Annotated in this window: 19 protein-coding genes and 1 pseudogene; 8 read left to right on the forward strand and 12 right to left on the reverse strand. The window is 59.8% G+C overall.

The features are described from left to right. Nucleotides 1-38: 38 nt before the first annotated feature. The gene (locus ACEWFR_RS02075) at nucleotides 39-761 is read right to left on the reverse strand and encodes a hypothetical protein (protein ID WP_374059478.1); all 723 of its coding nucleotides are present in this window, start codon (nucleotides 759-761) and stop codon (nucleotides 39-41) included. Nucleotides 762-1,002: 241 nt separating this feature from the next. On the opposite strand from ACEWFR_RS02075, the gene ACEWFR_RS02080 reads away from it, so the two are divergent. The 5 genes and pseudogenes from ACEWFR_RS02080 to ACEWFR_RS02100 all read left to right on the forward strand — a co-directional run. Beyond that, nucleotides 1,003-2,178, forward strand: a complete 1,176-nt coding sequence (locus ACEWFR_RS02080) for a nitrate/nitrite transporter (RefSeq protein WP_374059613.1) — start codon at nucleotides 1,003-1,005, stop codon at nucleotides 2,176-2,178. Nucleotides 2,179-2,624: 446 nt separating this feature from the next. Next, nucleotides 2,625-3,830, forward strand: coding sequence for an acyl-CoA dehydrogenase family protein (locus tag ACEWFR_RS02085; protein WP_374059479.1), 1,206 nt, complete (start codon nucleotides 2,625-2,627; stop codon nucleotides 3,828-3,830). 27 nt (nucleotides 3,831-3,857) lie between these two features. Further along, nucleotides 3,858-4,439, forward strand: a complete 582-nt coding sequence (locus ACEWFR_RS02090) for a MaoC family dehydratase (RefSeq protein WP_374059480.1) — start codon at nucleotides 3,858-3,860, stop codon at nucleotides 4,437-4,439. Nucleotides 4,440-4,441: 2 nt separating this feature from the next. Further along, on the forward strand, nucleotides 4,442-5,620 hold the full coding sequence (locus tag ACEWFR_RS02095; RefSeq protein ID WP_374059481.1) for a CaiB/BaiF CoA transferase family protein: 1,179 nt from the start codon (nucleotides 4,442-4,444) through the stop codon (nucleotides 5,618-5,620). 256 nt (nucleotides 5,621-5,876) lie between these two features. After that, a pseudogene (locus tag ACEWFR_RS02100) lies at nucleotides 5,877-6,068 on the forward strand (cupin domain-containing protein); the annotation flags it as partial. A gap of 150 nt (nucleotides 6,069-6,218) precedes the next feature. Here ACEWFR_RS02100 and ACEWFR_RS02105 read toward each other — a convergent pair. The 5 genes from ACEWFR_RS02105 to ACEWFR_RS02125 all read right to left on the reverse strand — a co-directional run bounded on the left by ACEWFR_RS02105 (nucleotide 6,219) and on the right by ACEWFR_RS02125 (nucleotide 13,149). Continuing rightward, nucleotides 6,219-7,391 carry an MFS transporter gene (locus ACEWFR_RS02105; protein ID WP_374059614.1) on the reverse strand — a complete coding sequence of 391 codons (1,173 nt, stop codon included), beginning with the start codon at nucleotides 7,389-7,391 and terminating at the stop codon, nucleotides 6,219-6,221. 159 nt (nucleotides 7,392-7,550) lie between these two features. Further along, nucleotides 7,551-7,799 (reverse strand): 2-dehydropantoate 2-reductase N-terminal domain-containing protein, encoded by a 249-nt coding sequence (locus ACEWFR_RS02110; RefSeq protein ID WP_374059615.1) that lies wholly within the window; start codon nucleotides 7,797-7,799, stop codon nucleotides 7,551-7,553. 556 nt (nucleotides 7,800-8,355) lie between these two features. After that, a complete protein-coding gene (locus ACEWFR_RS02115; protein WP_374059482.1) occupies nucleotides 8,356-9,552 on the reverse strand; it encodes a 3-hydroxyacyl-CoA dehydrogenase NAD-binding domain-containing protein in 1,197 nt (398 codons plus the stop codon). A gap of 471 nt (nucleotides 9,553-10,023) precedes the next feature. Next, entirely contained in the window at nucleotides 10,024-11,925 is a 1,902-nt protein-coding gene (locus tag ACEWFR_RS02120) for a TRAP transporter permease (RefSeq protein ID WP_374059483.1), read from the reverse strand. Nucleotides 11,926-12,123: 198 nt separating this feature from the next. Then, entirely contained in the window at nucleotides 12,124-13,149 is a 1,026-nt protein-coding gene (locus ACEWFR_RS02125; protein WP_374059484.1) for a TAXI family TRAP transporter solute-binding subunit, read from the reverse strand. Nucleotides 13,150-13,563: 414 nt separating this feature from the next. Here ACEWFR_RS02125 and ACEWFR_RS02130 point away from each other — a divergent pair, with 414 nt between their 5' ends. Continuing rightward, complete coding sequence (locus ACEWFR_RS02130) at nucleotides 13,564-14,790, forward strand: acyl-CoA dehydrogenase family protein (RefSeq protein ID WP_374059485.1); 1,227 nt, start codon at nucleotides 13,564-13,566, stop codon at nucleotides 14,788-14,790. Nucleotides 14,791-14,927: 137 nt separating this feature from the next. On the opposite strand, the gene ACEWFR_RS02135 is transcribed toward ACEWFR_RS02130, so the two are convergent. Continuing rightward, a complete protein-coding gene (locus tag ACEWFR_RS02135) occupies nucleotides 14,928-16,094 on the reverse strand; it encodes an acetyl-CoA C-acyltransferase (RefSeq protein ID WP_374059486.1) in 1,167 nt (388 codons plus the stop codon). Nucleotides 16,095-16,176: 82 nt separating this feature from the next. After that, a complete protein-coding gene (locus ACEWFR_RS02140; RefSeq protein WP_374059487.1) occupies nucleotides 16,177-16,386 on the reverse strand; it encodes a hypothetical protein in 210 nt (69 codons plus the stop codon). A gap of 149 nt (nucleotides 16,387-16,535) precedes the next feature. On the opposite strand from ACEWFR_RS02140, the gene ACEWFR_RS02145 reads away from it, so the two are divergent. Continuing rightward, nucleotides 16,536-17,327 (forward strand): electron transfer flavoprotein subunit beta/FixA family protein, encoded by a 792-nt coding sequence (locus ACEWFR_RS02145; RefSeq protein ID WP_374059488.1) that lies wholly within the window; start codon nucleotides 16,536-16,538, stop codon nucleotides 17,325-17,327. Beyond that, nucleotides 17,324-18,280: an electron transfer flavoprotein subunit alpha/FixB family protein gene (locus ACEWFR_RS02150; RefSeq protein WP_374059489.1), complete on the forward strand. Its 957-nt coding sequence runs from the start codon at nucleotides 17,324-17,326 to the stop codon at nucleotides 18,278-18,280. The genes ACEWFR_RS02145 and ACEWFR_RS02150 overlap by 4 nt, the downstream gene beginning before the upstream one ends. Nucleotides 18,281-18,691: 411 nt before the next feature. Here the strand turns inward: ACEWFR_RS02150 and ACEWFR_RS02155 are convergent, their stop codons facing one another. The 4 genes from ACEWFR_RS02155 to ACEWFR_RS02170 form a co-directional block, all read right to left on the reverse strand. Next, nucleotides 18,692-20,695, reverse strand: a complete 2,004-nt coding sequence (locus ACEWFR_RS02155; protein WP_374059490.1) for a TRAP transporter permease — start codon at nucleotides 20,693-20,695, stop codon at nucleotides 18,692-18,694. A 32-nt stretch (nucleotides 20,696-20,727) separates the two neighbouring features. Then, the gene (locus ACEWFR_RS02160) at nucleotides 20,728-21,744 is read right to left on the reverse strand and encodes a TAXI family TRAP transporter solute-binding subunit (protein WP_374059491.1); all 1,017 of its coding nucleotides are present in this window, start codon (nucleotides 21,742-21,744) and stop codon (nucleotides 20,728-20,730) included. Nucleotides 21,745-21,895: 151 nt separating this feature from the next. Further along, nucleotides 21,896-23,542: an acyl-CoA synthetase gene (locus ACEWFR_RS02165; RefSeq protein WP_374059492.1), complete on the reverse strand. Its 1,647-nt coding sequence runs from the start codon at nucleotides 23,540-23,542 to the stop codon at nucleotides 21,896-21,898. Nucleotides 23,543-23,776: 234 nt separating this feature from the next. Continuing rightward, the gene (locus tag ACEWFR_RS02170; RefSeq protein WP_374059493.1) at nucleotides 23,777-24,553 is read right to left on the reverse strand and encodes an SDR family NAD(P)-dependent oxidoreductase; all 777 of its coding nucleotides are present in this window, start codon (nucleotides 24,551-24,553) and stop codon (nucleotides 23,777-23,779) included. Nucleotides 24,554-25,143: the final 590 nt, after the last annotated feature.

The raw sequence follows: 25,143 nt of genomic DNA on the forward strand, positions 1-25,143 counted from the left end.
CGTTCTTCGAGTCGTCGTTCCGATTCACCCACGATCAGTTACGTGTCGTGATTGTGGGTATGGTCGTGGTCGTGCCCATGCTGGTGTCCGTGTCCCGCGTCCGGCGTTTCGAGAACGTCCTCGCACTCGACATTCGTATACCCGGAATGGAACAGTTCGACTGAGTCACCGTCGGCGTCGAACGCGTGCCGTTCGATACAGCCGACGTCCGCGCCGAGCAGGTGGACGCTGACGCTGGGTTCGTTCGACGTCGTCTCGACGGAGTGGATGTCGTTGTTCGGCGGGATCAGTTCGTAGTAGTCACCGCGTTCCATGCGCTCGGTCCGGATCCGCTCGAGTTCCGCCTCGCCTTCGTCGTTCGTTGCGTCATCGACCCGGCGGTAGAAGTCTTCGCGTTGCGTTCCACCGTAGATTCCGACGAGTCCCCAGGCGAGATGATCGTGGACCGGTGTCGAGGCGCCCGGCGGGAGGACGAGCGTGAACACCGACAGTTTGTTTCCCTCCCGGTACAGCAGCCACTGGGCGATGTCCTCTCCCATATTGCCCTTGTCGTCCACGTCATCCATGGCGAGTTCTTGATACCGTTCAGCAAGCCAGTCGTCGTCCGCGAGGAGTTCCTCGAACGGGTCCGCCAGCGACTCGAGCAGCGGTGGCACCTCCTCGTGTTCGTCAGCGGTCGCTTTCACCGTCTCGACGAATTCACGCAGTCGATCGTTATCGTCGATGAACTCCGGTTCGGGGTCCGATTCGGGTGACGCCATCGTACTGTGGTGAATGTCATCAGTGACCATAAACGCTCGCCCGTCGTCCCACAGCGGATCGGCAGGATCGGTCCTGTTGCCTCGCGAAGACCGGACGGAAGCAGGAGCATCTCGAGACGAACGCCGTCGCGATCCGATGCCGTCTCTCACGATGACGAACAGAATACTTATCATTGCGACACGGTAACGACCCGTCGTGAGAAATAGCTCTTTCAGGCCCCTCTCCGCGTTCAGGAACGGCGTGCTCGAACTATGGAGTGGCGGACGCGGAAAGGTACTCACCGCGGTCGCCGGCGGCTGGTTTCTCTCCGTCGGCGTGCGGATGATCTATCCGGTCATGCTCCCGTCACTACGGTCGGCCTACGGACTCAACCTGACGACCGCCGGACTCCTGCTGACGGTGTTGTTCCTCGCCTACGCGTTCGGCCAATTTCCGGGCGGTGTCCTCGCGGATCGTTTCGGAGAGCGATTCACGCTCACGGCCAGCGCGGTGATCTCCGCCGGAACGCTGACCCTCGTCATCACCGCCAGATCCGCGATCGTCCTCTTCGTCGCGACGGCGCTGTTCGGGTTCGGAACGGCACTGTACGCAGTCGGTCGATACACCGTCCTCTCCCGGCTCTACTCGGAGCGACTCGGCGCTGCGAACGGTGTGACGGCCGCTTCACAGGACGCCGGCCAGTCGATCCTTCCCCCGATCGCCAGCGTGCTCGCGGCGACGTTCCTCTGGACGTACGGATTCGGTTTCGTGATTCCGCTGTTCATACTCGCGGCCGTCGCCCTCTGGCTCGTCATTCCGATTCGTTCCACGAGTACGTCGAACGGCGACTCGGGCTTCAGTCGGGACGACCTCACGGAGCTCAGATCGGCGTTGAGACGGCCGACGATCGTCTCCGCGACGGCGGCGTTGATCCTCGGCCTCGTCGTCTGGCAGGCCTTTACAAGCTTCTACCCGACGTATCTGATCGAGGAGAAAGGGCTTTCGGCGACCGTCGCCAGTCTCCTTTTTGGGACGTTCTTCGCGCTCGGCATCTGCATCAAGCCGCTCTCCGGGGTGGCGTACGATCGATTCGGCATCCGGCGGTCGCTCGTGATCGTCGCGAGCGGTCCGACGATCGCCCTCGTCATGTTGCCGTTCGTCGACGGACTCTGGGGTCTCGTCGCGGTTACGGCGCTCGTGAGCACCCTGCTCGGCTTCGCGACGGTCCTCGAGCCGTCGTTGCTTCGCTCCCTCCCTGCGGATATCCGCGGCACGGGGTTCGGAATTCTCCGATCCATCGGGTTCACGATCGGCGCGATTAGCCCCGTGCTGTTCGGAGCGGCGGCAGAACGCGGCTTCTTCGACGAGGGGTTCACGATACTGGCCGTCTTCGCGGCCGGAATGCTCCTCCTAGCGTTTCGAATTCCCGAGAATTAATGCTCGTTGCCACGACTGGTACTCGGTAACCGTCCGCCGCATGGGACACGGTAATCGCTCGCCGCACCCGAGTCGGAGAACTGCACACAGAGAGCGGGTCCCTCGTATCGGCCGGAGACGCCGAAACACTTCCCAAGACATCACGATTGACTCCGGCTTCACCGTGTGCTGATCGATGGCGTCGCCTCGAGGGATCACAATATAGTAGCCACTGAAACGATTCACACACTGATCGGACAGCTGTCAGTCGATCAGGCGTGCAATGACGTGCAGTGGCTACTATAGGGCAGCGGCCGATCGGCCGTTCTTGGACAAAAACGGGAACCTGATCGTCGATTGGCGACACAACGTTCGTTCCGAGCGCTTCGCATCACAGATCGACACCGCTGACTCAGCTCGACGACGAGGACATAATACTTTTACCCCGTTCCACCGATATGAGACTGATGGCCCAACTCCTCAGCGACGCTGTCACGCTGACCGAAAGTCAGCAGTTGGTACAGACCAGCGTCCGCGACGTTTGTTCGAATTTCGACCACCAGTACTGGCGTAACCAGGCCGAAGCGGGCGATTATCCCCGAGAGTTCGTTGATACGCTTGTCGACCACGGATGGATGGGTGTCCTCATTCCCGAAGCGTACGGCGGTGCCGGAATGGGGACCCAGGAAACCGTCGTCATGATGGAGGAAATTGCCGCGAACGGCGGCGGATTCAGTGCCGCGCAGGCGGTCCACGGCGGCGTGTACAACTCCGTCCCCATCGTCGAGTACGCCAGTGAAGAACTGAAACGTGACCTGCTTCCCCGGGTCGCGGACGGCGAGGCGTCGATTCAGGCGTTCGGCCTGACCGAGCCGAACGCGGGCTCGAACTCGACGGCGATCGAAACGCGCGCGGAAAGCGACGGGGACGAGTACGTCATCAACGGCCAAAAGATCTGGACCTCCCGCGTCGACGTCTCCGACTATATCGTCCTCGTCGCGCGAACGACGCCGCTCGAGGACGTCGACAAGCGAACGCGCGGAATTTCGATGTTCCTCGTCGACATCGATGACGCCATCGAGCAGGGGGCACTCGAGATGGAGGCGATCCCCAAGTCCGCCAGCGACTTCGTTCACTCGTTCGAACTCTGGTTCGACGACCTTCGCGTCCCCGCCGAGAACCTGATCGGCGTCGAGGGCGAGGGGTTCTATCAGGTGCTGGACGGCCTCAACGAGGAACGGCTCGTCATTGCCGCCGAGTGCATCGGGCTGGGTCGGCTGGCGCTCGAGCGGGCGGTTGACTACGCCAACGAGCGAGAGGTGTTCGACCGCCCGATCGGCTCGAATCAGGCGATCCAGCACCCGCTCGCGGAGGCATACGCGCGGTTGCAGGCGGCCAAGCAGCTGACGTACAACGCGGCCGACCGAGCGGCCTCGGACGAGGACATCGATCTCGGCGCGTACGCGAACGCGGCGAAGTTCCTCGCGGCTGACGCGGCCTACGAGGCGGCCGACGCCGCGGTCCAGACCCACGGCGGATTCGGCATCGCGACGGAGTACGACGTCGAGCGTTACTTCCGCGAAGCCAGACTGACCCGGCTCGTGCCGATCACCCAGCAACTCGCCCTGAACTACCTCGGCGAGAACGTGCTCGGCCTGCCGCGCTCGTACTAATTGAAACACGACTCACGATAGAACCCCATGACGGACCACAGCGAGACAGCGGACGACAGCGAGGAAGCGACAGACAAACGACTCGTCGAGGGCTGGCACGGCCGATACTACGAGGATTTCACGGTCGGTGATGTCTACAAGCATCCCTTCGGCCGGACCGTCACCGAGACGGACAACGTCTGGATGACGAATGTGACGATGAACCTCAACCCGATGCACTTCAACGAGGCTTACGCCGCCGAGACCGAGTTCGGCGAGCGGCTCGTCAACGGTCTCGTCGTCATCTCGACGGCCGTCGGAATGAGCGTCGTCGACGTTTCGGTTAACGCCACTGCGAATCTCGGCTACGACAATATTCGTCACCACAGCCCCGTCTTCCACGGCGACACCCTCTTCGCCGAGAGCGAGGTCCTGAGCAAGCGAGAACTCGAATCCCGCGACCACGTCGGCATCGTGGAAACCGAACTCCGGGCGTACAACCAGCACGACGACCTCGTCCTCAGCCTCGAACGCACGCCGATGGTGTTGAAACGGGCACACGCCGACCCCTCTGCCGCGGAGCCGCCGGGCTGGCCGGAGGGGATCGGAACCCAGCCGGAGGACCTCTGAGCATGTTCGCACTCGACGACATCACGGTTCTCAGCCTCGAGAACGGGATCAGCGCGCCGCTGTGCACCCGGATGCTGGGTGACTTCGGTGCCGAGGTGATCAAAGTCGAACGACCGGACGTGGGGGACGTAAACCGCCACTGGGATTCTGTCGTGTACGGTGATTCGTCCGCCCACGCCTGGGTCGATCGGAACAAACTGAGCGTCGAACTGAATCTCAAGAACGAGTCGGGGACCGCTATCTTCCACGAACTGGCCGAAGAGGCCGACATCGTCGTCCAGAACTCGTCGCCCGGCGTGGTCGAACGACTCGGCGTCGGATACGACGACATTAGGCAGACTACCGAGGATGTAATCTATCTGAACATCTCCGGCTACGGCCGGGACGGCCCCTACAGCGACCGGAAAGCCTACGATATGGTTATGCAGGGCGAGACCGGGCTGATTCCGATGAACGGCTCGCCGGACGCGCCGGCGAAGATTCCCCTGAGTGTCTGCGACATCAACGCCGCGACCTACGGAACGATCTCGGCGCTCCTCGCGCTCTTCCACCGCGAACGCACCGGCGAGGGCCAGGAACTTGACGTCACGATGTTCGGCGGGATGCTCTCGTGGCTCGGCTACTTCCCGCACAAGTACTGGCACAACGACGAACTGCCCGAGCGGATCGGAATGCGCCACCACCTGCTGACCCCCTACGGACCGCACGAGACGGCCGACGAGCAGTACGTCAACTACGCCATCCTCAGCGAGGCGCACTGGGAACTGCTCTGCGAGGGCGTCCTCGAGCGTCCCGACCTGCTCGAAGACGAGCGGTTCGCAGACAACGAACGCCGGGTCGAGAACCGCGACGTTCTCGAACCGATGATCGAGTCCCTCATCGCGGAGGAGTCCCGCGATTACTGGGCCGAACGGTTGGCCGAGGCGGGTATTCCGTGGGGTGACGTGAACCAGCTCGACGAGGTGCTCGACCATCCGCAGACCGAGCATCTCGAACTGGTCAAGGAACTCGAAACGGAGGACGGCCCGGTGCCGTACATCGACAATCCGATCGCCTCCGACTCACTCGAGTTTGCGGCCGAACCGATGCCCGATCTGGGCGAGGACACTGACGACGTGCTCGGGGCGCTGGGGTACTCGGACAAGGAGATCGAGCTGCTGCGTACGGAGAACGTAATTTAGGCGGAGGGACGTGCTCCAATCGGAGAGACCCCCTGCACGTTCGCTCGCGCCGCGGAAGGTGCGATCGACTGTACTCACGATTGGACGGCTCCGCAACCGATCCGGCAGATTCGACCGTTTGGCGTTTCTTTCTGCTGCTCGTCGTCGAAGCGGGCCTCTGTTCAGCCGAGTCAGCCTCGACGACCTCGAGTTGCGGAGCGTCGACGACCTCGATCAGCGAGGGAAAGCGGTCGGGTACGAACTCCAACCGGAAGCGATGCGACCGAACATCTGGGTGTTTGAAGAAGGGGATACTGGCAACCGCCATCACCACCGCGAGCAGGAGGAGCTGTACCTCGTCCTCGACAGCCGGGTCCGACTGGAAATCGGCGACGAAACGATCGAACTCGAGGCCGAAGACGTCGTGGTCGTCTCGCCGGAGAAGTGGCGGCAGGTGACGGCGCTCGAGGACGGAACGCTGTTCGTCGTCGGTGCACCACCGTCGCGGACGATGGCGTTTGCGAGGACGACTGAGACGGTCGCGCAATCGGGAAGAGGCGGTAGAACTGCCTCGAGACGGCACCTCCCGCATTCATCGAAAGCGATCCCACATTCGAGCTCAGTACCCCAGATCGAAAACGGAGTTGCAGACGACGGCTCCGAACGCGAGTGCGCAGAGTCCCGCCAGGACGCTGTACGATACGCCCCACCCGAACAGATCGGCGAGGAGGCCGACACCGAACGATCCGGTTGAGCCGAAGACCACGTACACTGTCCGGACGAGTCCGAACCCCGCGCCCCGCTCGTCGTCACCCAGTACGTCCATGAATCGCGGTTCCAGCGAGGCGAAAAAGCTCGAGCCGATGCCGAACAACAGGACGCCGAGCGCGACCGCGACGAGACCGGGACCGGCGACGAACAGCGCGAGCCCGCCCGCCCCGGCGATCAGGCAGGTCGCGACAGCGAAGTCTCGGCCGACTCGATCTGAGAGGACGCCGACGCCGATCTGAGCGCCGCCCCTGACGACGAAGTACGCGGAGAAAACGAGACCCGCCAGCGCCGGTGACTGCGCGCGGTGTTCGACGAGAAACGTCGGCAGAAACGTGACTATTCCGTTGACCGCGAACGTCGCGATGATCGCGATGAGAAGGGTGAAGGCAATCTGCGGTCTCGAGAGGTACTCCAGAAGCGGCGCGATGGCGAACTGCTCCCGCATCGATCGCTCGGGGTGGCGCGGCTCGGTCGGCCGGATCCGCCACGTGAAGAGAACGAAGATCGGAACTGCGACCAGGACGGCCAGCGCAACGGCGGGCCGCCACCCGTACCGAATACCCACCCAGGAGGCCATGACCGGGGCGAGCAGGCCGGCCAGGGGCGCTCCGAAGGAGTGGAGGCCGAGCGCGGTCCCGATATCGTCGTAGGTCCGAGAGAGCAGCGTCGTCGCGACGCTGTAGTGAAGGCCGGCAACGCCACCGAGGAGGACGACGCACGCGGCGAACACCACGAACAGGGGCGCGATAGCGGCCAGGAGACTAGTAACTGCCGTCCCGCCCACCGCGACCGCGATAATGCGCTTCTCACCGAAGCGTTCCGCGAAGACGCCGCTCGGGAACTGCGTCAGCCCGTAGGCGATCCACATGCCGGAAAGCGAGATCCCGATCTGCGTGTTCGAAACGTTGAAATCCTCGATGATGAACGGAACGACCGGGCTGACGAGTAGACGGGCGAAGTACGTCACGAAAAACGCGAACATACAGAGGACGAGGACCGTGTGACGATATTTCCAGTCCATTCTCGAGTTCATCTGCTATCGGCATTCAGTCGAAGCTATATGGATGTGATGGATCCGCTTCGAGTCCGACCGATCGGCCGTTAGTTGGCGTGACCGCGATCGAGATCGCTCCGCTCGAGACCCCGGACGAGGTGGGTAACGAGTTCGTTGACCGGTACGTCAATGTGCTCTTCGCGGCCAATTTCGACCAGCGCACCGTTCTACTCCGTCGATTTCGATTCTCCGCTCTGCGCGGACGTCCTGGAGCACACTGGACCGGTGAGTCGACTCGAGTCGACTGATCGTCCCAGTTCGGGTCATCGCGTCGACGGCCGACTGGCGGTGGCGGAGCAACCACACGTCGTGTCCGACGGCCCGTAGTGTACCACCGAAAAGACAACCGAGCGCACCGGTTCGGATGACTGTGATCCCTACGACTAGCCCCCTCGATTGCCAGCGGTTTACTCGCCATAGTCTGCTCGCTCCCTAGAGAACGAATACGTTGAGCGCCGCGGGCAGAACTGTGATTGGCGTGAATGGACACTACCGAGCGTTCTGCATTACGGAACGAGATTGCCGTTCGCGTATTTTATTCCTATACTATGTGTAGTGAAAAGTATCTCTATTCGAGCCGTGGGACGGGTCGGAGAGCATCGATACTATAAATTACAGATATACGATTGTAAATGTCTGGCGCGTTCGATGATCGGAGTGTGATACCACCACCTATCGCGTTCTGTATCGAGGAACGCTGGCGTAACGGGATTACATCGCAGGAACCCGATCGATGAGACGGTATCTGGAGACGTACGAAGAGAACGCAGGGAGACTCCGGTTCCGTATTGCGGAACTACGGTGGGAACCCGGAGCGGAGACCGGCGATAGCGCCGCTCGAGAGCGCCAACGCAGAACCGTCGTAGGTACTGAGAAACGGAGAAGCGCGGGCGCGAAAAGCGGGCCCACCGGTTTCCAACTGCCGGGACGGTCAGTAGAACGTGTCGCCGTTCTTCGCCTTCTCGACGAGCAGGTCACACGGGAGCGTTTCGGCGAGTTTGTTCGTGTCCTCGTGTCGGCTGGCGACTTCGGTCAGTTTCTCGACGACGACGTCGAGGCCGACCTGATCCGCCTTTTCGAGCGGTCCGACCGGCCAGTTACCGCCGAGTCGAGCGCCGGTGTCGATATCGTCGACGCTCGCGACGTCGTTTTGGACCATCTTGGCCGCTTCGTTGACGATCGGGGCCCAGACGAGCAGCGTATCGAAGCCTTGGCCCGCGTCGACCGGGATCTGCGGTTCGTCACGTTCGTCGTAGTCGTAGTAGCCCGCGTCGGCCTTGCGTCCGTATCGCCCTTTTTCGTACAGCTGATGCAGAATGGGGCAGACCTCCGTATCGTAGGACATCGGTCGATCGTCCTCGAGGTGGTCCTGTTCCCCTTCGATTCGAACCTGTATCCCGCCCGTGAAGTCGGCGAGTTCGAACGGCCCCATCGGGAATCCCTCTTTGAACTTCATCGCGGAGTCGATCTCCTCGATCGCGTATTCGCCGCGGTAGACCATCCACGCGGGGCCTTCACCGTAGGGACGCATCAGTCGATTGACGATGAACGAGGGAATGTCGATCTTACACCGGATCGGCGTTTTGTCGAACGACTCGATGAGCGCTTCCGCGGTGTCGCCGACGGAATCGGGCGTGTGTTCGGTCATAATGACCTCGACCAGGTCCATCAGCATCGGGGGATTGAACCAGTGCGTTCCGACGACCTGTGACGGGCGATCGGTCACTTCGGCGAGCCGGGTGATGTTGAGCCCCGACGTGTTCGTCGCGAGGAGGGCCTCCGGCGGTGCGACGTCATCGAGGTCCTCGAAGATTTCCTCTTTCACCGACTGCTGCTCGACCGCCGCCTCGGTGACGAAGTCCGCGTCGCCGACTGCCTCCTCGAGATCGGTCGTGAACTCGAGTCGGTCGATCGCACCGTCGACTTCCGCCTGGGTCGCGTTCCCGCTTTCGACGGTCTTCTCGTACGACCATTCGATCTCCTCTCTGGCCTCCGCGAGTTGTTCTTCGTCGATGTCGTTGACTGTGGTCTCGTAGCCGGATAACGCGGCGACGGCAGCGATTCCGCGTCCCATTTGACCGCTTCCGATCACTGCGACAGTCTCGATGGTGTCACTATCTACTACCATGTGCAGTCGGTTCCCAACGCGGATAAAAAAGTGTACCGTTCAGAGAAGACGGACGACGAATTCCCGACTCTATAGTAGTCACAGAAACGAATTACACACTATCACGGAAAGGCGATGGATGACGCTCGATTCCCTGAACGGGTATGGGACGTTCTGCGTGGTCGTCGACGGGGAATACTCGCCGGAACACTACTCAGCCGAGACATTGTGCGATCGTCTGCGACGAACGTGAGGGGCTGCTCCGGGAACGTTCACGTGAGGGGTGGAAGTCTTTCTCGGAGATGAGATGGTGTTTGCGAACCGCTATAGACCGTTCGACCGCCGGTTCGGGTGTGAGTGAATCCTGTCCGAACGAGGTGGACGGATTACCTCTCGTCGAACGGTGGCATCGTACCGAACAGTATCCAACGGGGATTCAGAAATCGTTCTGTGTCGTCTCGAACCAGTAACGCGGTCGGAAATACCTCCCCGTTAATTTCCCAGCTTAGAGCCCATTCGGGCGATTTCAACGCGCTTATTTTCGAACGCGAGGAGGCAAATGATACCAACTACTGCAGCGCCCTGAATCACCAATGGACCCCACATTCCGACCCCGGAAAGGGCCAGGTAGAGTCCCCGATGCGGGAGGGAGATCGTGCGTTGTCCATTGAATCCGGTCGTTGCGACCGTGAGAGACGCTATACTCACGAAAACGAGGCAGGCAGCGACGATCGTTTTGGGGAACGACCAGTAGAGGAGGCTGTCGTTCGTCACGAACGCAAACGGAATGACGAATCCGGGTGCACCGATCCGGAGCGCCTGTTTGCTCGAGGTGAGGAAAGACGCATCGGCGATCTTCGATCCGATCGCAACTGCGATTGCCACGGGGGGTGTGATCGCCGAAAGCATCGCGAAGTAAAAGACGAACATATGCGCCGTGATTTCTCTCACGCCGAAGCCGACCATCGCTGGCGCGACGAGAATGACGACCAGAATATAGGCGGCCGGTGTCGGCATTCCCAGCCCGAACATGATGCTGGTAATCGCAGCGATGAGCAGAAGGAACACGAAGATGCCACCAGCGAGACCGACCATCTGGGCGCTGATCTTCTGCGTGAGCCCCGTCTGGGTTACCATGCTGAGCACGATTCCGAGAGATGCCAACACGCCGACTAACGGGGCTACGTCGACGCCCCCCTGTCTGAAACCGTGTATCGTTTGTTTCGTCGTTTCAGCAGCGACGGATAGCGATAGCCCGTCAGTGATGAAGTTTCTCACATAGACGGTTCCGATTAATGCGATCGTAGAGTATAGCCCGGCTCCGAGCGGCGTGAGACGCATGACGGCGAGCGTATACGCGAGCACAGTCAGCGGAACCAGAAAGTGAATACCGGACAGGAGGACACTCTTGTCGAATTTTCCGGTGTTGGGGACCGTCCATCCGTATTTGAGTAACACTAGATGGACAGCGATGAAGACGCTGAAGTAGAACAACGCTGCAGGGAGAATTCCAGCCTGAATCACGCGAACGTATGATATGCCGAGCATGTCCGCCATGAGAAACGCTGCGACTCCCATCACTGGCGGAAGCATCTGTCCACCGGTCGATGCGACGCTCTCGATCGCGGCAGCGAAGTCTTTCCTGATCCCCTGGTCTTTCATCATCGGGATGGTAAAGCTGCCCGTCGTCGCAGTGTTGGCCGCGGCACTACCCGTGATCGACCCCATCACCATGCTCCCCACGACAGCGATATGGACAACTCCACTTTTGAGTGATTTCTGAGTTTCCTGTGAGGCGTCGATAATGAAATCCATCAGTCCGTACACCTTTGCGATCCCGGCGAACATAATGAAAATCGCGACCCACGTCGATCCGACGGTGAGGATAAACCCATAGACACCGGATAATCCAATCGCACCGTTACGGCTGATCTGCTCCCATCCAAGGCCGCTGTGACCGAATACTCCTGGAAGAAGGGGCCCAATCATCGTTGTCGCGTACAATAACGATCCCGCAACGACGGCTGCGATCGCCTTTCCGTACGCGCGATACGTTGCATCTACCGCGAGAAGGATAATAACGACTCCGATAAGGAGGTCCGTCTGTGACCAGCCCATGATCGGTGCGTCGCTCAACAATCGATCGAAGTTGTGTTCGACGTAGGCGGTCGCACCCACTGCAACAATCGCGAGCAGGAGACAAACAACTGGGTTGGCTCGAGTAATTACGGGACGAACGTTTTTTCTCCAGATCGTACTACTCCGGTCAAACCATCGCTGCAGTCGGCTACTGACTACGTCGATTTCATCGGTCAAAACGCGTTTTCCCCCCTTCCCAGCAGGATCGGCTACAGTTTTCCCGCTATCGTCGATCGCCTCCTCGATCTCTCGCATGTAGAAGAGGAATAGACCCATCCCGAGGAACAGATTCGAGAACCGAAGTCGACTCATCGGTAACGCGTATGCGAAGTAGAGTGTGGCTACCGTTAGTGCGACTCCGGATGCAAATATTACGCCCCGGAGGAGCGACAGTGCATGTGCTGATCGGCTGGATACGGACATATGTGATTAGTGTGTAATCGCTTCGCTCAGTTATTCGTCGGCTCGACCGCCTTTTGCGAGGTCCCACATGTCGTTCTCCTCGTAGAAATCGGCGGCCGCCGGATGGAACGGGACGGTTTCATAGGAGTTCTCTACCCAATGGGTTGGGTCCTCGTGGAAGGAGAGTATATTATGGTAATCACTCAGTGATTCCCGGTTCTCGTACATAATACTGAGTGTTTCGTAAATAGCGTCGTACCCCACATCGTTACGAGTAACGAAGTTGAAATTTGCAGTTGGCACCATCAGTTGATCCTCTGGGACATTAGCATAGCCCTCAAACTGAGTCATATCCACTTCGACCATCGAAATGAGCGGATCCGATTCCATCTCAGAGACGGCGTTATCCGGCCACTTCAACACACTGAGGTCGACCGTGCTCTTCTGTTCTTCGACGTACGAACCCTCGATCGCGCCATTCATCAGCGGAACGATACCCACATCGAGCGTCCCTTCCTGGAAGGGGCCGGCCTGCTGAGTGAATCGCACGCTCGTTGCATCGTAGTCGTCGACGACGTATCCCAGTGCCTTTTCCAACATGTCTCTCGTCCCGGCACCCTCTTCAGCGGGAGAGACACGACTATCCGATCCGATATCACTGATCGAATCCCAGTCGTGTGGCGTCACGAAAAGGAACGGGGAAGACATCCAGTGGATGACCTCGTTCAACTCGAAATTCAGGTTATCATACGGTTCCATCCCCTCCGTTACTCGAACAGCGTCAAAGCTCTGCGTGTACGCGACGTGAGCTTCGTCTCGCTGAAGACGACCGATGTTTGCACCAGTTCCTTTGCTGGGCTTTGCCTCCATTTGCACCTCGTCCGACTCCTCATTGACGAGTGACGCAATGCCCTGAACGGACGCATACGACGAACTCTCCGACGCCATCGTCGTCCAGATCGTGTTCCCTTCCCCTGTACTCTCGCTACCTAAACAACCGGTGACTCCAAGAACCCCTGCTGCGGCTGCCGTTTGTAGGAACGATCGACGTGCTAACTTATCACTCATATTCGGCATACGATAGAACGATAGTACTAGGTGATAAACGTACCGGTTACGTGAGGAACGGCTCGAGGGAGCGATCAGGGGAAAATCGCGATCGTGATAGCGAGGTATTTTGCGGGTACCATCGTCTTTTCACGACTATCACTTGGTAGTATTTCACGGAGCTTTCGGCGGGAATATCGACCTGTTATACTCAACTACTGGCCTGATAATACACGCGAATCTCACAGGATATCGAACAAAATAACGAGGTAAGGTTGTTATTCTCACTGCGGCGTGCTATTGAAATACTCGCAAAGGGTAGTCAGCAGTTCCACGACAGCCTCCGTCGACAGTCGGATCTGCGCGGAATACTATAGAGGGACGATTCCCTCGTCTGACGGGAGAGAAACGGGTTTATATGCAAGCGAAACGGATCGTACGCACATGACACAGAAATCGGCTGCGAGCACAGGTGTGTCCTTCAATCTCGACGAGGAGACAGAGCTTATTCTCCAGAGCCTCGATGAGTTCGTCGAACGGGAGGTCGAGCCGATCGCAAACGAACTCGAGACGGAGCTTACGAACCCGCGATTGGGTCACGAAGCGAACGGGAAAATCGTCGACGACGTACTCGAGGCGATCGATCAGATCAGGACGCAAAGTGCGGAGGCCGGGTTTTACGCGATGAACATGCCCGCCGACGCCGGTGGCGACGACGTTTCGGCGGTGACGTGGTATCTGGCGAACAAGCAACTCTCAGCGACGGGCGTCCCCCTCGCCGAGCACGTACTCGCCGGCCCGTCGGGTCCCAAACCGCTGCTCGCGCAAGCGGACGGCGAACAGCGGGAGAAATACCTCGAGCCGGCCATGCGTGCGGAGAAAACGACCGCCTTCGGCCAAACCGAACCCGGTGTCGGATCCGACTCGCCGAACATGGCCACTCGCGCCGAGAAGGACGGTGATGAGTGGGTGCTCAATGGCACCAAACAATGGATCACGAACGCGCCGTACGCGGATTTCATCCAGGTGTTTGCACGGACCACGTCGCAGGAGGAAGCCGGCCGCTACGGCGGCATCACCTGCTTCATCGTCGAGGAGGACGAGTACGAGATCGGTTCGTTCAACAACGCCGTCGGGCGCGAAGGGATGCAAGCAGAGGTCCACTTCAACGACGTCCGCCTCTCGGAGGACCGAATCCTCGGGGAGGTCGACAACGCGTTCTACGATGCGATGTCGTTCCTCGGACTGGGGCGGGTCGAAATCGGAGCGCGAGCGGTCGGTAACGCCGAATGGTTACTCGATCGTGCGACCGAATACGCGAACGATCGGGAGGCGTTCGGGAACTCGATCGGCCAGTTTCAGTCGATCGCCCACAAGATCGCACGCGGTCGAGCGAACGCGTTCGCGGCCGATACGGTCGGCCTTCGATGCGCGTGGTCGCTCGATCAGGGCGACGACGTTATCGCCGAATCGTCGATTCTCAAGTGGTTCGCGACGAACACGTTCTGGGAGATCGCCGACGACGTCGTCCAGATCCACGGTGCGAACGGCCTTTCCGAGGAGAACGAATTCATGGACCGCTTGCACTACGCACGGACACAGCGCATCGTCGAAGGAACCGACGAGATTCAGCTCAACACGATTGCGAAACAGTACGGCGTTGATATGTAACTCCAGTACGATCCGAATCGTCGAGTCGCTATTCCGTAACGGACGGTGCAGTTTCAGAGTGCAGGTTCCATTCTTCCACCGAGTCGTCACCCATCGCCGAGCACACGACGAAGTCAGCACCGGTCGAGTACCGTGTCCTACACGCGTTCGACGATCGTCGCGACGGCCTGGCCGAACCCGATGCACATCGTCGATAGCGCAGTGTCTTGGCCGGTTCGCTCGAGTTCGTGGACGAGTTTCGTAACGAGCGCGCTGCCCGTCGCCCCGAGCGGATGACCGTGAGCGATCGCTCCACCGTTCACGTTGGTGTCCTCCCACGAGATCCCCGTTTCGTCGAGCCACGCGGCGACGACCGACGCGAACGCTTCGTTGACCTCGAACAGATCGATATCACCGGGCTCCATGTCCGCCTTCTCGAGAACTTGCTCGGTCGCGGGGATGGGGCCCGTCAGCATCAGTACCGGATCGACGCCGACGACTTCGGTCTGAACGACGCGAGCCATCGGCTCCCACCCGTGTTCGTCGGCGGCCTCCTCGCTCGCTACGAGAAGCGCACTCGCACCGTCGACGATTCCGGAGGAATTCCCCGCGTGGATGACGCCGTCGCCCTCGTCGCGAAACGCCGACGGCAGATTCGCGAGCGTCTCGAGATCCGTGTCTGGCCGAGGGTGTTCGTCCTCCTCGACGACGATACCCTCGCCGTCGACTTCGGTCTCGACGGGGACGAGCTGACTGTCGAACCGTCCCTCGTCGTTCGCTCGCTTCCAGCGGCGGTGTGAATCGACGGCGATTTCGTCTAACTCCCGCCGATCGAAATCCCACTTCTCAGCGACTCGTTCCGCGCTTTCGCCCTGATGGACCAGCTCGTCGTAGTGATCGAAGTAGGTATCAGTCATGTCGGGCTCGGCCGTCTTTCCGCTCCGGTTACTGGACATCGGGACCCGCGTCATGTGTTCGATACCACCGGCGACGACGACGTCGTGAAAGTCGGCGCGGACGTTCGCTGCGGCCAGATTGAGCGCCTGTTGTCCGGAACCGCACATTCGATCCAGTTGGAAGCCCGGAACGGTATCGCCCCACCCGGCGACCATGGGTGCGATACGTCCGATGTTCGATCCCTGTTCGAACACTGGCTTGACGCAGCCGTACATGACGTCCTCTATCGTCGTTGGATCGAAGCCGTTACGCTCTTGCAGCGCTTTCAGTGGAGCTGCCGCGAGGTCCTGCGGGTGCGTGTCCCGAAACGATCCGTCACGTTTTCCAAACGGTGTCCTGACGGCGTCGACAATCACGGCTTCAGTCATGGTCGTTTGTAGTGATAGCACATACCGTAATAGGGATTACGGTGTGACTGATGGATCGACTCGTTTGTCGGCCGTCGCACGGTTATTCGCTCACAATCTCGTAGTAACTCGTGTATTTCACGCAGTCGTAATTGCGAAGTCCGTCTGCGATACGGATCTCCACGGTGCTGCTACCGGGTTCAAGAAGGGACGGGAACGCCTCTTTCGCTCGCTCGCCGAGTTCGTCGTAATGACACACCCGAGAATCCGACGGAACGTCGTCGATTCGGCGCACGGTGATATCCTCACTCATGCTATTTGGTAGCATCGCCGAATCACTTCACTGTTACTCTCACTTCCCACTGTTCGTCCGGATTTAAACCACACTGCTTGCCGGCGATTCCGACGGGCGGGCCGTCGAGATAAGAATCTTTTTACGATCGAACTCCGATGAATCTCACGATGAAAATTCTCGTTACGGTCAAAGAGGTAGCGACCGTCGAAGACGAGTTCGAAATCGAGGGAACGGAAATCGCCGACCAATACCTCGGTGCCGATCTCAATGAGTGGGACGACTACGCGATCGAAGAGGCCGTTCAGCTTCAGGAAGACGGTATCGCCGACGAAGTCGTCACCGTCACCATCGGTCCAGAAGAGTGCGAACAGACCATCCGCCAGGCGCTCGCAAAGGGTGCCGACCGCGCTGTCCGCGTCTGGGACGACTCCCTCGAGGGCGTCGACCTGCTCGACGTCAACGCCAAGACGGAGATCCTCAGCGCCGTCATCGAAGCGGAAGATCCCGACCTCGTCCTCTCGGGCGTCCAGGCCGGCGACGACAGCTTCGCCGCGACCGGCGTTTCCGTCGCCGAGAACCTCGGCTTCCAGTGGGGTGCGGTCGTCAACCACCTCGAACACGACCTCAACGACGGCGTCGCCTCCGTGCGACGCGAACTCGAGGGCGGCGTCGAGGAGCTCACCGAACTCGAGCTCCCGGCCATGTTGACGATCCAGACGGGGATCAACGAGCCACGCTACGCCAGTCTTCGCGGTATTCGGCAGGCACAGCGGAAAGAACTCGACGTCAAGGCCCTGGCCGACATCGGCGTCGACGAGGCGACCGTCGAATCCGAACTCGACTTGACGGCCATGTACGAGCCCGAAAGCGAGAGCGACGCGACGTTCTGGGAGGGCAGCGCCGACGAAACGGCGTCTGAGCTGGGTGAACTGCTCCGTGACAAGGGGGTGGCACAATGACGGATGTCCTCGCGGTCACGGACCACCGCCGCGGCGACCTGCGCGACGTCAGCTACGAGATCATCACCGCCGGGCGCGAACTCGCCAACGAAACCGGTGGCGACCTCCACCTCGTGGTCATCAGCGGCACCGTCGACGACTTCGCCGACAAGTGCAATCGCGACGGCGTCGACGCCATCCACACCGTTTCCCACGGCGAGGAGTTCAACCACGACGTCTACACGCAGGCGATCACGCAGCTCTACGACGACCTCGCCCCGCAGTACGTCCTGACGCCCAACAGCGTCAACGGACTCGACTACGCCCCTGCCGTCGCGAACCAGCTCGATCTCCCCGTCGTCACCGACACGATCAACCTCGAGACGGACGGCGAGACGCTCGTCGCGACCCGCGAGATGTACGGCGGGAAGGTCGAGACGACCAACGAACTCGAGGGCGAGGCGGTCGTCACGATCCGAAGTGCCGAATGGCCCCAGGCCGAAGGCACTGGCGACGCCTCGATCGAGGCCTTCGACGCCGACATCGACGAGGACGCCATCGGCTCGACGGTCAGCGGCTTCGAAGAGGTCGGCGGCGGCGACGTCGACATCAGCGAGGCCGAACTCCTCGTCTCGATCGGCCGCGGGATCGAAGAAGAGGAGAACCTCGACCTGATCCGCGATCTGGCGGACGCACTCGGTGCGACGCTGTCCTCCTCGCGTCCGATCGTCGACAACGGCTGGCTGCCCAAGAACCGACAGGTCGGCCAGTCCGGAAAGGTCGTCACGCCCGACGTCTACATCGCCATCGGTATCTCCGGCGCAGTCCAGCACGTCGCCGGCATGAAGGGCTCCGATACGATCGTCGCGATCAACACGGACCCCAACGCGCCGATCATGGACATCGCCGACTACGCGATCGTCGACGACCTCTTCGACGTCGTTCCCGAACTCATCGACGAGTTCGAAGGCTGAGCAATTGTACCGCGAGCGTCAATGACGCTCGCGGGTTTTTTGGTCCAGATTTTTTGTACGAGGGTAAGTAGCGCGGGACCTCCGGTCCCGCAGACCGTTCGCGCAGCGATACCGCGCGAAGACGAAGCGAACTCGAGTGGAAAAAGGGTCTGACTGAATTCTCGTCGGACTATAGTAGCCACTGAAACGAGTTACACACTGATCGGACAGCTGTCGTTCGATCAGGTGTGCAATGACTGTCAGTGGCTACTATAGGTGTGCAGTGACGGTCAGTGGCTACTATAGAGGGACACTGTCGAGTTGGGTGCAGGGCCTCTTACTGGCGGTAGTCGTATGGAATCGCGTTGCATCCCTGAATCACTCAAAATAGATGATGATTGTGAACACAGCGAACGATCCATAGTCGGGATGTTACTCTGCCAACACTCTCTGGACCGAACTGGAGACGGCGCTGTTTGCCACCGCTAACAGGGAGAGGATACCCGCTGTTGCTGCGATCTGAACCACGAGCGGACCCGCGATTGCGAGGGCAGAGAGGACGAGATAGATCGCTCGTCGCGGCAGGCCGATCCGTTCGCCCCCGTCGTAGCCGATCGTGGCGACCGAGAGTGCGACGACGCCAGTAAAGACGAAGACAACGGCAACGATCGTCTCCGGGAACGACCAGGAAATAAGCGACTGGTTCGCGATGAACGAGTAGGGAATGACGAACCCGGGTGCACCGATACGGAGCGCCTGTTTACACGCTGCCGTAAAGCTAGCGCCCGATATCTGCGACCCGATCGCCACGGCGACGGCAACGGGCGGCGTGATCGCAGAAAGCATCGCGAAGTAGAAGACGAACATATGGGCCGTAAGCTGGTCGACGCCGAAGCTGACCATCGATGGTGCCACGAGGATGACGACGAGAATATACGCTGCGGGCGTTGGCATCCCGAGTCCGAATAGAACGCTCGTTACCATCGAGAGAACGAGGAGCAAGATGAAAATCCCAGCGGCGAGATCGAGCATCTGCGTGCTGATCTTCTGACTGAGCCCCGTCTGATTGACCAGGCCGAGGACGACGCCGAGCGATGCGAGCATCCCGACGAGCGGGGCCATATCTACTGCCCCCTGTCTGAAGCCATCTATCGTCTGTTTCGTCGTGGCGACGGCCGTTCCCGACTCGAGACCGTCGACGACGAAGTTCCGGAGATACATCGTGACGACCAGCGAGATAATCGTATACAGACCCGCTCCCAGCGGGGTGAGTTCCAGTACGACGAGCGTGTATATGAGGACGAAGAGCGGGACGCTAAAGTGGATCCCCTCGGCGATCACACTTCTGTCGAACGTTCCCCGTTCGGGCACCGTCCATCCGAACCGGAGTATAACGAGGTGTACTGCGACGAGGACGCTGAAGTAAAAGAGAAGCGCCGGAATCAACCCCGCTCGGATGACAGTGAGGTAGGAAACCCCGAGAATATCGGCCATCAGGAAGGCCGCGACGCCCATCACCGGCGGCATCATCTGGCCGCCGCTAGATGCAACGCTCTCGATCGCGGCCGCATAGTCCGGCCGGACGCCCTGGTCTTTCATCATCGGAATCGTGAAGCTTCCGGTCGTTGCCGTATTCGCGGCCGCACTCCCGGTGATCGAGCCCATAGCCATACTTCCGAGCACGGCGACGTGAACGACACCACTGTGGAACACTTTCCGTACTTCACGGCTGATCTGCGTGATGAAGTCCATCAGGCCGTAGGCTTTCGCCATACCGGCGAACATGATGAAAATCGCGACCCAGGTCGTCCCAACGCCGAAGATAAAGCCATACGCGCCGCTGAGACCAATCGCACCCTCGCGGCTGATCTGTTCCCAGCTCATCCCCGTGTGTCTAAATATCCCCGGAAACCAGGGGCCCGCAAATGCGTAGAACACCGAACTCACCACGACCAACCCGATCGATTTTCCGTACGCCCGCCACGTCGCGTCGATCACGAGATAGATTATCAACCCGCCGACGATCAGATCCAGTTGCGTCCAGCCGAGGATCGATGCCTCCTCCTGCAGTCGAGTGAAGTGAAATTCGACGTATCCCGCTGCGAATACGGATGCGAGGGCTAACAACCCATAGACGAACGGGTTCAGTCGTTGGACGAGCGAACGGACGGACGACGGAACGGTGACCCACGACTGCGTCTCTCCGTCGTCAGTCGATCGCGTCGAAGAGCCCGTTTCGTTCGAGACGGTCGACCTGATCTGTAGGAGGTAAAACAGGGTCAGTCCCGCCCCGAGAAATATATTCGAGTATCTGAGTCTCGACATCGGGTATTCGTACGCGTAGTAGATCGTAAATAGCGTGAGCAGTACGCCGATACCGTAGATAGCGGAGTTTAGAAACCGGTCCGTCTTCGTATCAGGGGCAGCATTCATCATTGTTATCGGAAGGACGGCAGTCGTTGCTCTCCTTACTCCTCTCCGCGTACGAAGTCATCACTCCAGATGCCCCACTCCTCGTATAGATCGGCGGCAGCGGGATGGAACGGGACATCTTGGTACGAGCTCTCGACCCAGTACTCCGGCTCCTGCATGAACGCCAGAAGGTCGTGGTACTCCGCCAGTCCCTCGCGGTTCTCGTAGAGGATTGTCAGTGCTTCCGTAAGCGTGTCGTAATCGATGTCATTACGGACGACCCAGTTATACGAGAGTCGGAGCGTGGTCACCTCGTCTGGGGTGTGTGCGTAGCCCTCGAAGCCGGTCATATCCAGTTGGGAGACCTCAAGCAATGAGTCGTCTTCGAGTTCGCTCACAGCGTCGTCCGGCCACTCCAGCACGCGGAGATCGACGCTACTCTTCTGTTCTTCGACGTACGACGCCTCGATGTTACCGTTAATGATCGGAAGGGCACCGACGTCGAGCCGTCCTTCTTGCATCGGGCCGGACTGTTGGGTGTAGGAGACGCTGACTCGGTCGTAGTCGTCGACCGCATAGTCGAGACCCAACTCCAGATAGGGTGCAGTTCCGGCACCTTCTTGGGTCGGCGAGACGCGCGTGTCTGACTGGATATCGGCGAGTGACGTCAGATCTTCGTTCGCGGTCACGAAAACCCAGTCGGTATCGAGGAAGTGCAGGAGTTGATTGATATTGAACGAGAGCTGATCGAACGGTTCGATTCCCTGATGAACGCGTTGTACGGTGTAGTTCTGGTTGTACGCGACCTGCGCTTCCTCGCGCTGTAGCCGTCCGATATTCGCGTCCGTTCCATCGCTCGTCCGGGCCTCCATGTAAACGTCGTCGCTGTTCTCGTTTACAACGGCAGCCATTCCCGTTGCACCCTGATATCCACCGCTGCCTTCGGACGTCGTCGTCCAAATCAGGTTTCCATCGTCCGAATTAGAGCCGCCCGAACAGCCGGCGAGGCCAGCAATTCCTGCGACACCAGCTGCTTTAACGAAGTTTCTCCGGTTCGTATTGCTGTCGGCCATTCCTGTCTACCCCATACAATTGTGTGATAATAATTGTTTTGGTCGCTGTTAGCATGTGATGACTGCGCCGTGCGAGAGAGCGGTTCTACGGAGAAACGAGCCGGCGAGTGATTTCGAACGGCTGGACGGTGGGATAGCTGTAGTCGGCAGTCTAGGCGTCGAGTTCCGACCGCTTGATCTTCCCGCTCGACGTTTTCGGAAGTTCGTCGACGAATTCGATTTCGCGAGGATACTCGTGCTTTGAAAGCCGAGACCGAGCGAACGACTGCAGTTGTGATGCGAGCGATTCGGAGGGAGATGCACCCGAGGCGGGAGCGACGATTGCTTTAACGACTCGCCCGCGCGTTTCGTCCGGTACGCCGACGACTGCGACTTCCTCAATAGCGTCGTGTTTCAGGAGCGTTTCTTCGACTTCCTCGGGGCCGATTCGGTAGCCCGAGGAGATAATGACCTGATCTGCCCGTGATACGTACCAGAAGTAGCCGTCCTCGTCGCGTTTTGCGAGGTCACCCGTCCGCCACCACAGGCCGCTGTAAGACGTGATCGACGATTCCGGGCGTCCCCAGTACCCGCCCGTTCGGGCGTCTCGGTCACGTTTGACGGCGATTTCGCCGGTTTCACCCACTCCAACGTCCTCTCCGTCCTCGTCGAGCAGCGCGACCTCGTGGCCGGGAACCGGCTTTCCCATACTACCGGCCTTGACCTCCCAATCGGGAAAGGCGAAATTGGCGACGACCATTCCCGATTCGGTCTGCCCGTAGGCGTCGAGGGGCCGAGCCCCCAGTGCGTCCTCACACCAATTGACGGTCGCCTCGTCCAACGACTCGCCGGCGGAGACGAGTACTCGAAGGTCGACCTCGTACTCGTCGGGCGAAGCGGACGACGACCGGAGCTTGCGAAGTCCCGTCGGCGGTAACATCGCGTTCGTGATCTCGAAGTCCTCGAAGGTCGCCAGCAACTGCTCGGGATCGAACGGCCCGCGGTAACAGCCAGCAGCGGTACCGCGCAATCCCGCTGCGAGCGTGCCGGCAGTGAAGCCGTACGACCACGCCGGCGACGCGGCAACGAAGTAGTTGTCCTCCGGCTGCAGGTCTACGACGTACTCGAGGTACGCGTGAAGGTGAATCGTTCCTTCGTGCGTCGACGGACACCCCTTCGGTTGCCCCGTCGTTCCGCTCGTGTACTTGATTGCGTAGACGTCGCTCGGATGGCTCTCGACCGACTGAAAATCACCGTCTGCCCGTTCGATCACGTCGTACGATTCGAGAGCGACGTCCGCCGGTCGGTCGTCGGGATCGAGACCGTCAGTTCCGTCGACGACGATCACGGTCTCGAGTTCGGGGAGCGCCTCACCGTCGAGTTTCGACACGTGTTCGGACGACGTCACCAATACCGACGCGCCGGAGTCGGCGAGTCGATACTGCAACGCCTCGTCACCGAACAGCGGTGCCAATGGCACGTACACTCGCCCGGATTTAATAGTGCCGTACGCGGCGGCGTAGAGTTCTATCTGCGCGGGAAGCATCGCAGCAACCCGGTCACGCGAGCCGACGGTCGCTTCGAGATAGGTCGCGACCCTGTTAGCGGCAGTGTCGAGCTCCGCAAACGAGTACGTCTCGTTGGCGCCGGTTTCGAAATCCCGCAGTCGGAGGCCGGTTTCATGCGAGTCACCGTGACGGCCGAGGGCCTCTTCAGCGATGTTCACCGACTCTCGATCACCGACCGTGACGAGTTCGTCCCAGCAGCGGTCACGATCGTACAGTTCGGAAACGGATCCGTGGATGCTTTCATATGTCATCGCTTGGGTGTGGTATTCAATGTCGTTTGTTTTCGGAAGGGTGTCCGGGAATGCCTCTGCAGCAATCGGTTTCGTACGATCACAGTGACTGGCATTCGCACACACGCACATAACGTTTCGGAATGGATCGGCGTTCGTCGCGACGAAAAAACGCCGTCGACCGCCGACATCACCGTCGTCGGTCGCTGTCTCGTCAGCTGGCCGGATCGTGACGGCACGCAGCTCCCGGCCGAGCTAGCCTCGGATATAGCCGCCGTTGACGCTCACGACCTCTGCGGTGATCCACTCGGCGGCGTCGCTCGCGAGGAAGGCGACCGTGTTAGCGATGTCCTGTGGCTTCCCGAGTCGGTTCAGCGCATACGACTCGAGGACCTTTTCCCGATACTCTGCGAGCCACTCCTCGGTCGCGGGCGTCTCGGTTGTTCCGGGAGACACGACGTTCATCCGGATACCGTGTTCACCGACTTCCTTGGCGACGTTCTTCGTGAACGCGACGTTCCCGGCCTTCGCGCCGCCGTAGACGGCGAGGGACGGATCGTTCCCCTTGTACGAATCGCTGGCGTAGTTGATGATGCAACCGCTTTCCTGGTCGACCATGTGCGAAAGGGCGGCGTGCGTACAGTTCATCGTCCCGAAATAGGTCACGCCGACCGCTCGATCCCAGTCTTCGGGCGTCGACTCGAGGAACGAAGACGTGCCCGTACTCAAGCCAGCGTTGTTAACGAGGACGTCGATCGAGCCGAACTCGTCGACGGTCGTCTCGATCATCTCGGTGGCGTCGTCGTACGACGAGACGTCCGTCTCGATCGCCAGCGCTCGAGTATCGTACTCCTCTTCGATGGTCGCCGCGACCGTTTCGGCGGCATCGATGTCGACGTCGGCGATAGTGACGTTCGCGTCGTGTGCGGCGAAGGTTTCACAGACTGCCCGACCGATACCGCTCGCACCGCCGGTCACGGCGACACTGTCATCTGTAAAGTCGAACTTCTCGGCAAGTGATTTTTCAGACACGATTCGTATTTTATTGCCTTCTCACATAATAGTACTGTTGCGAGTCATCGCGGCCGGAACAGCGGATCCCGACGAGATACACATCGGCCATCCGAACCCGGTGAATCGTTAGAACGTATTCCCACCAGTAGCAGCGCCGATCGCGGTCTACGAAACGCGTTCAGTGTGAATGGGGCTCCAATATGCGTTCCGTATTACGGAACTACTATCGTGATAGAGAGTTGCGACTGACGGACCCCTCGCCTCGTTACTCCGGCAAGTACGGGTACTGTGCGTATCGACGGCCGACCTCGACGAGAGACGACCAGTACTTTACAATCATATACTTGGAAAGGAGATGGGTAGAACGAGCAACGGAGGGATACTATTGATATGCATGCCATTCTGTATCAGGGAACAGAGATTGGAGTGACGAACATCCCGAGAAAGCGACGAAGAGTGGCTCTTGGACGGAATGAGAACGGAATCATGGGAGAAATTCCGTTCCGTACTCCGGAATGCCGAGAGAAGGGAATGGCTGCCCCACTCGAGTCGGTCCACGGTGAGTGGCCTCGGTCGTTCGCTCGAATCGACGACCGAAACTCGAAATA

The sequence above is a fragment of the Natrinema sp. H-ect4 genome (assembly GCF_041894845.1).
Lineage (GTDB): Archaea > Halobacteriota > Halobacteria > Halobacteriales > Natrialbaceae > Natrinema.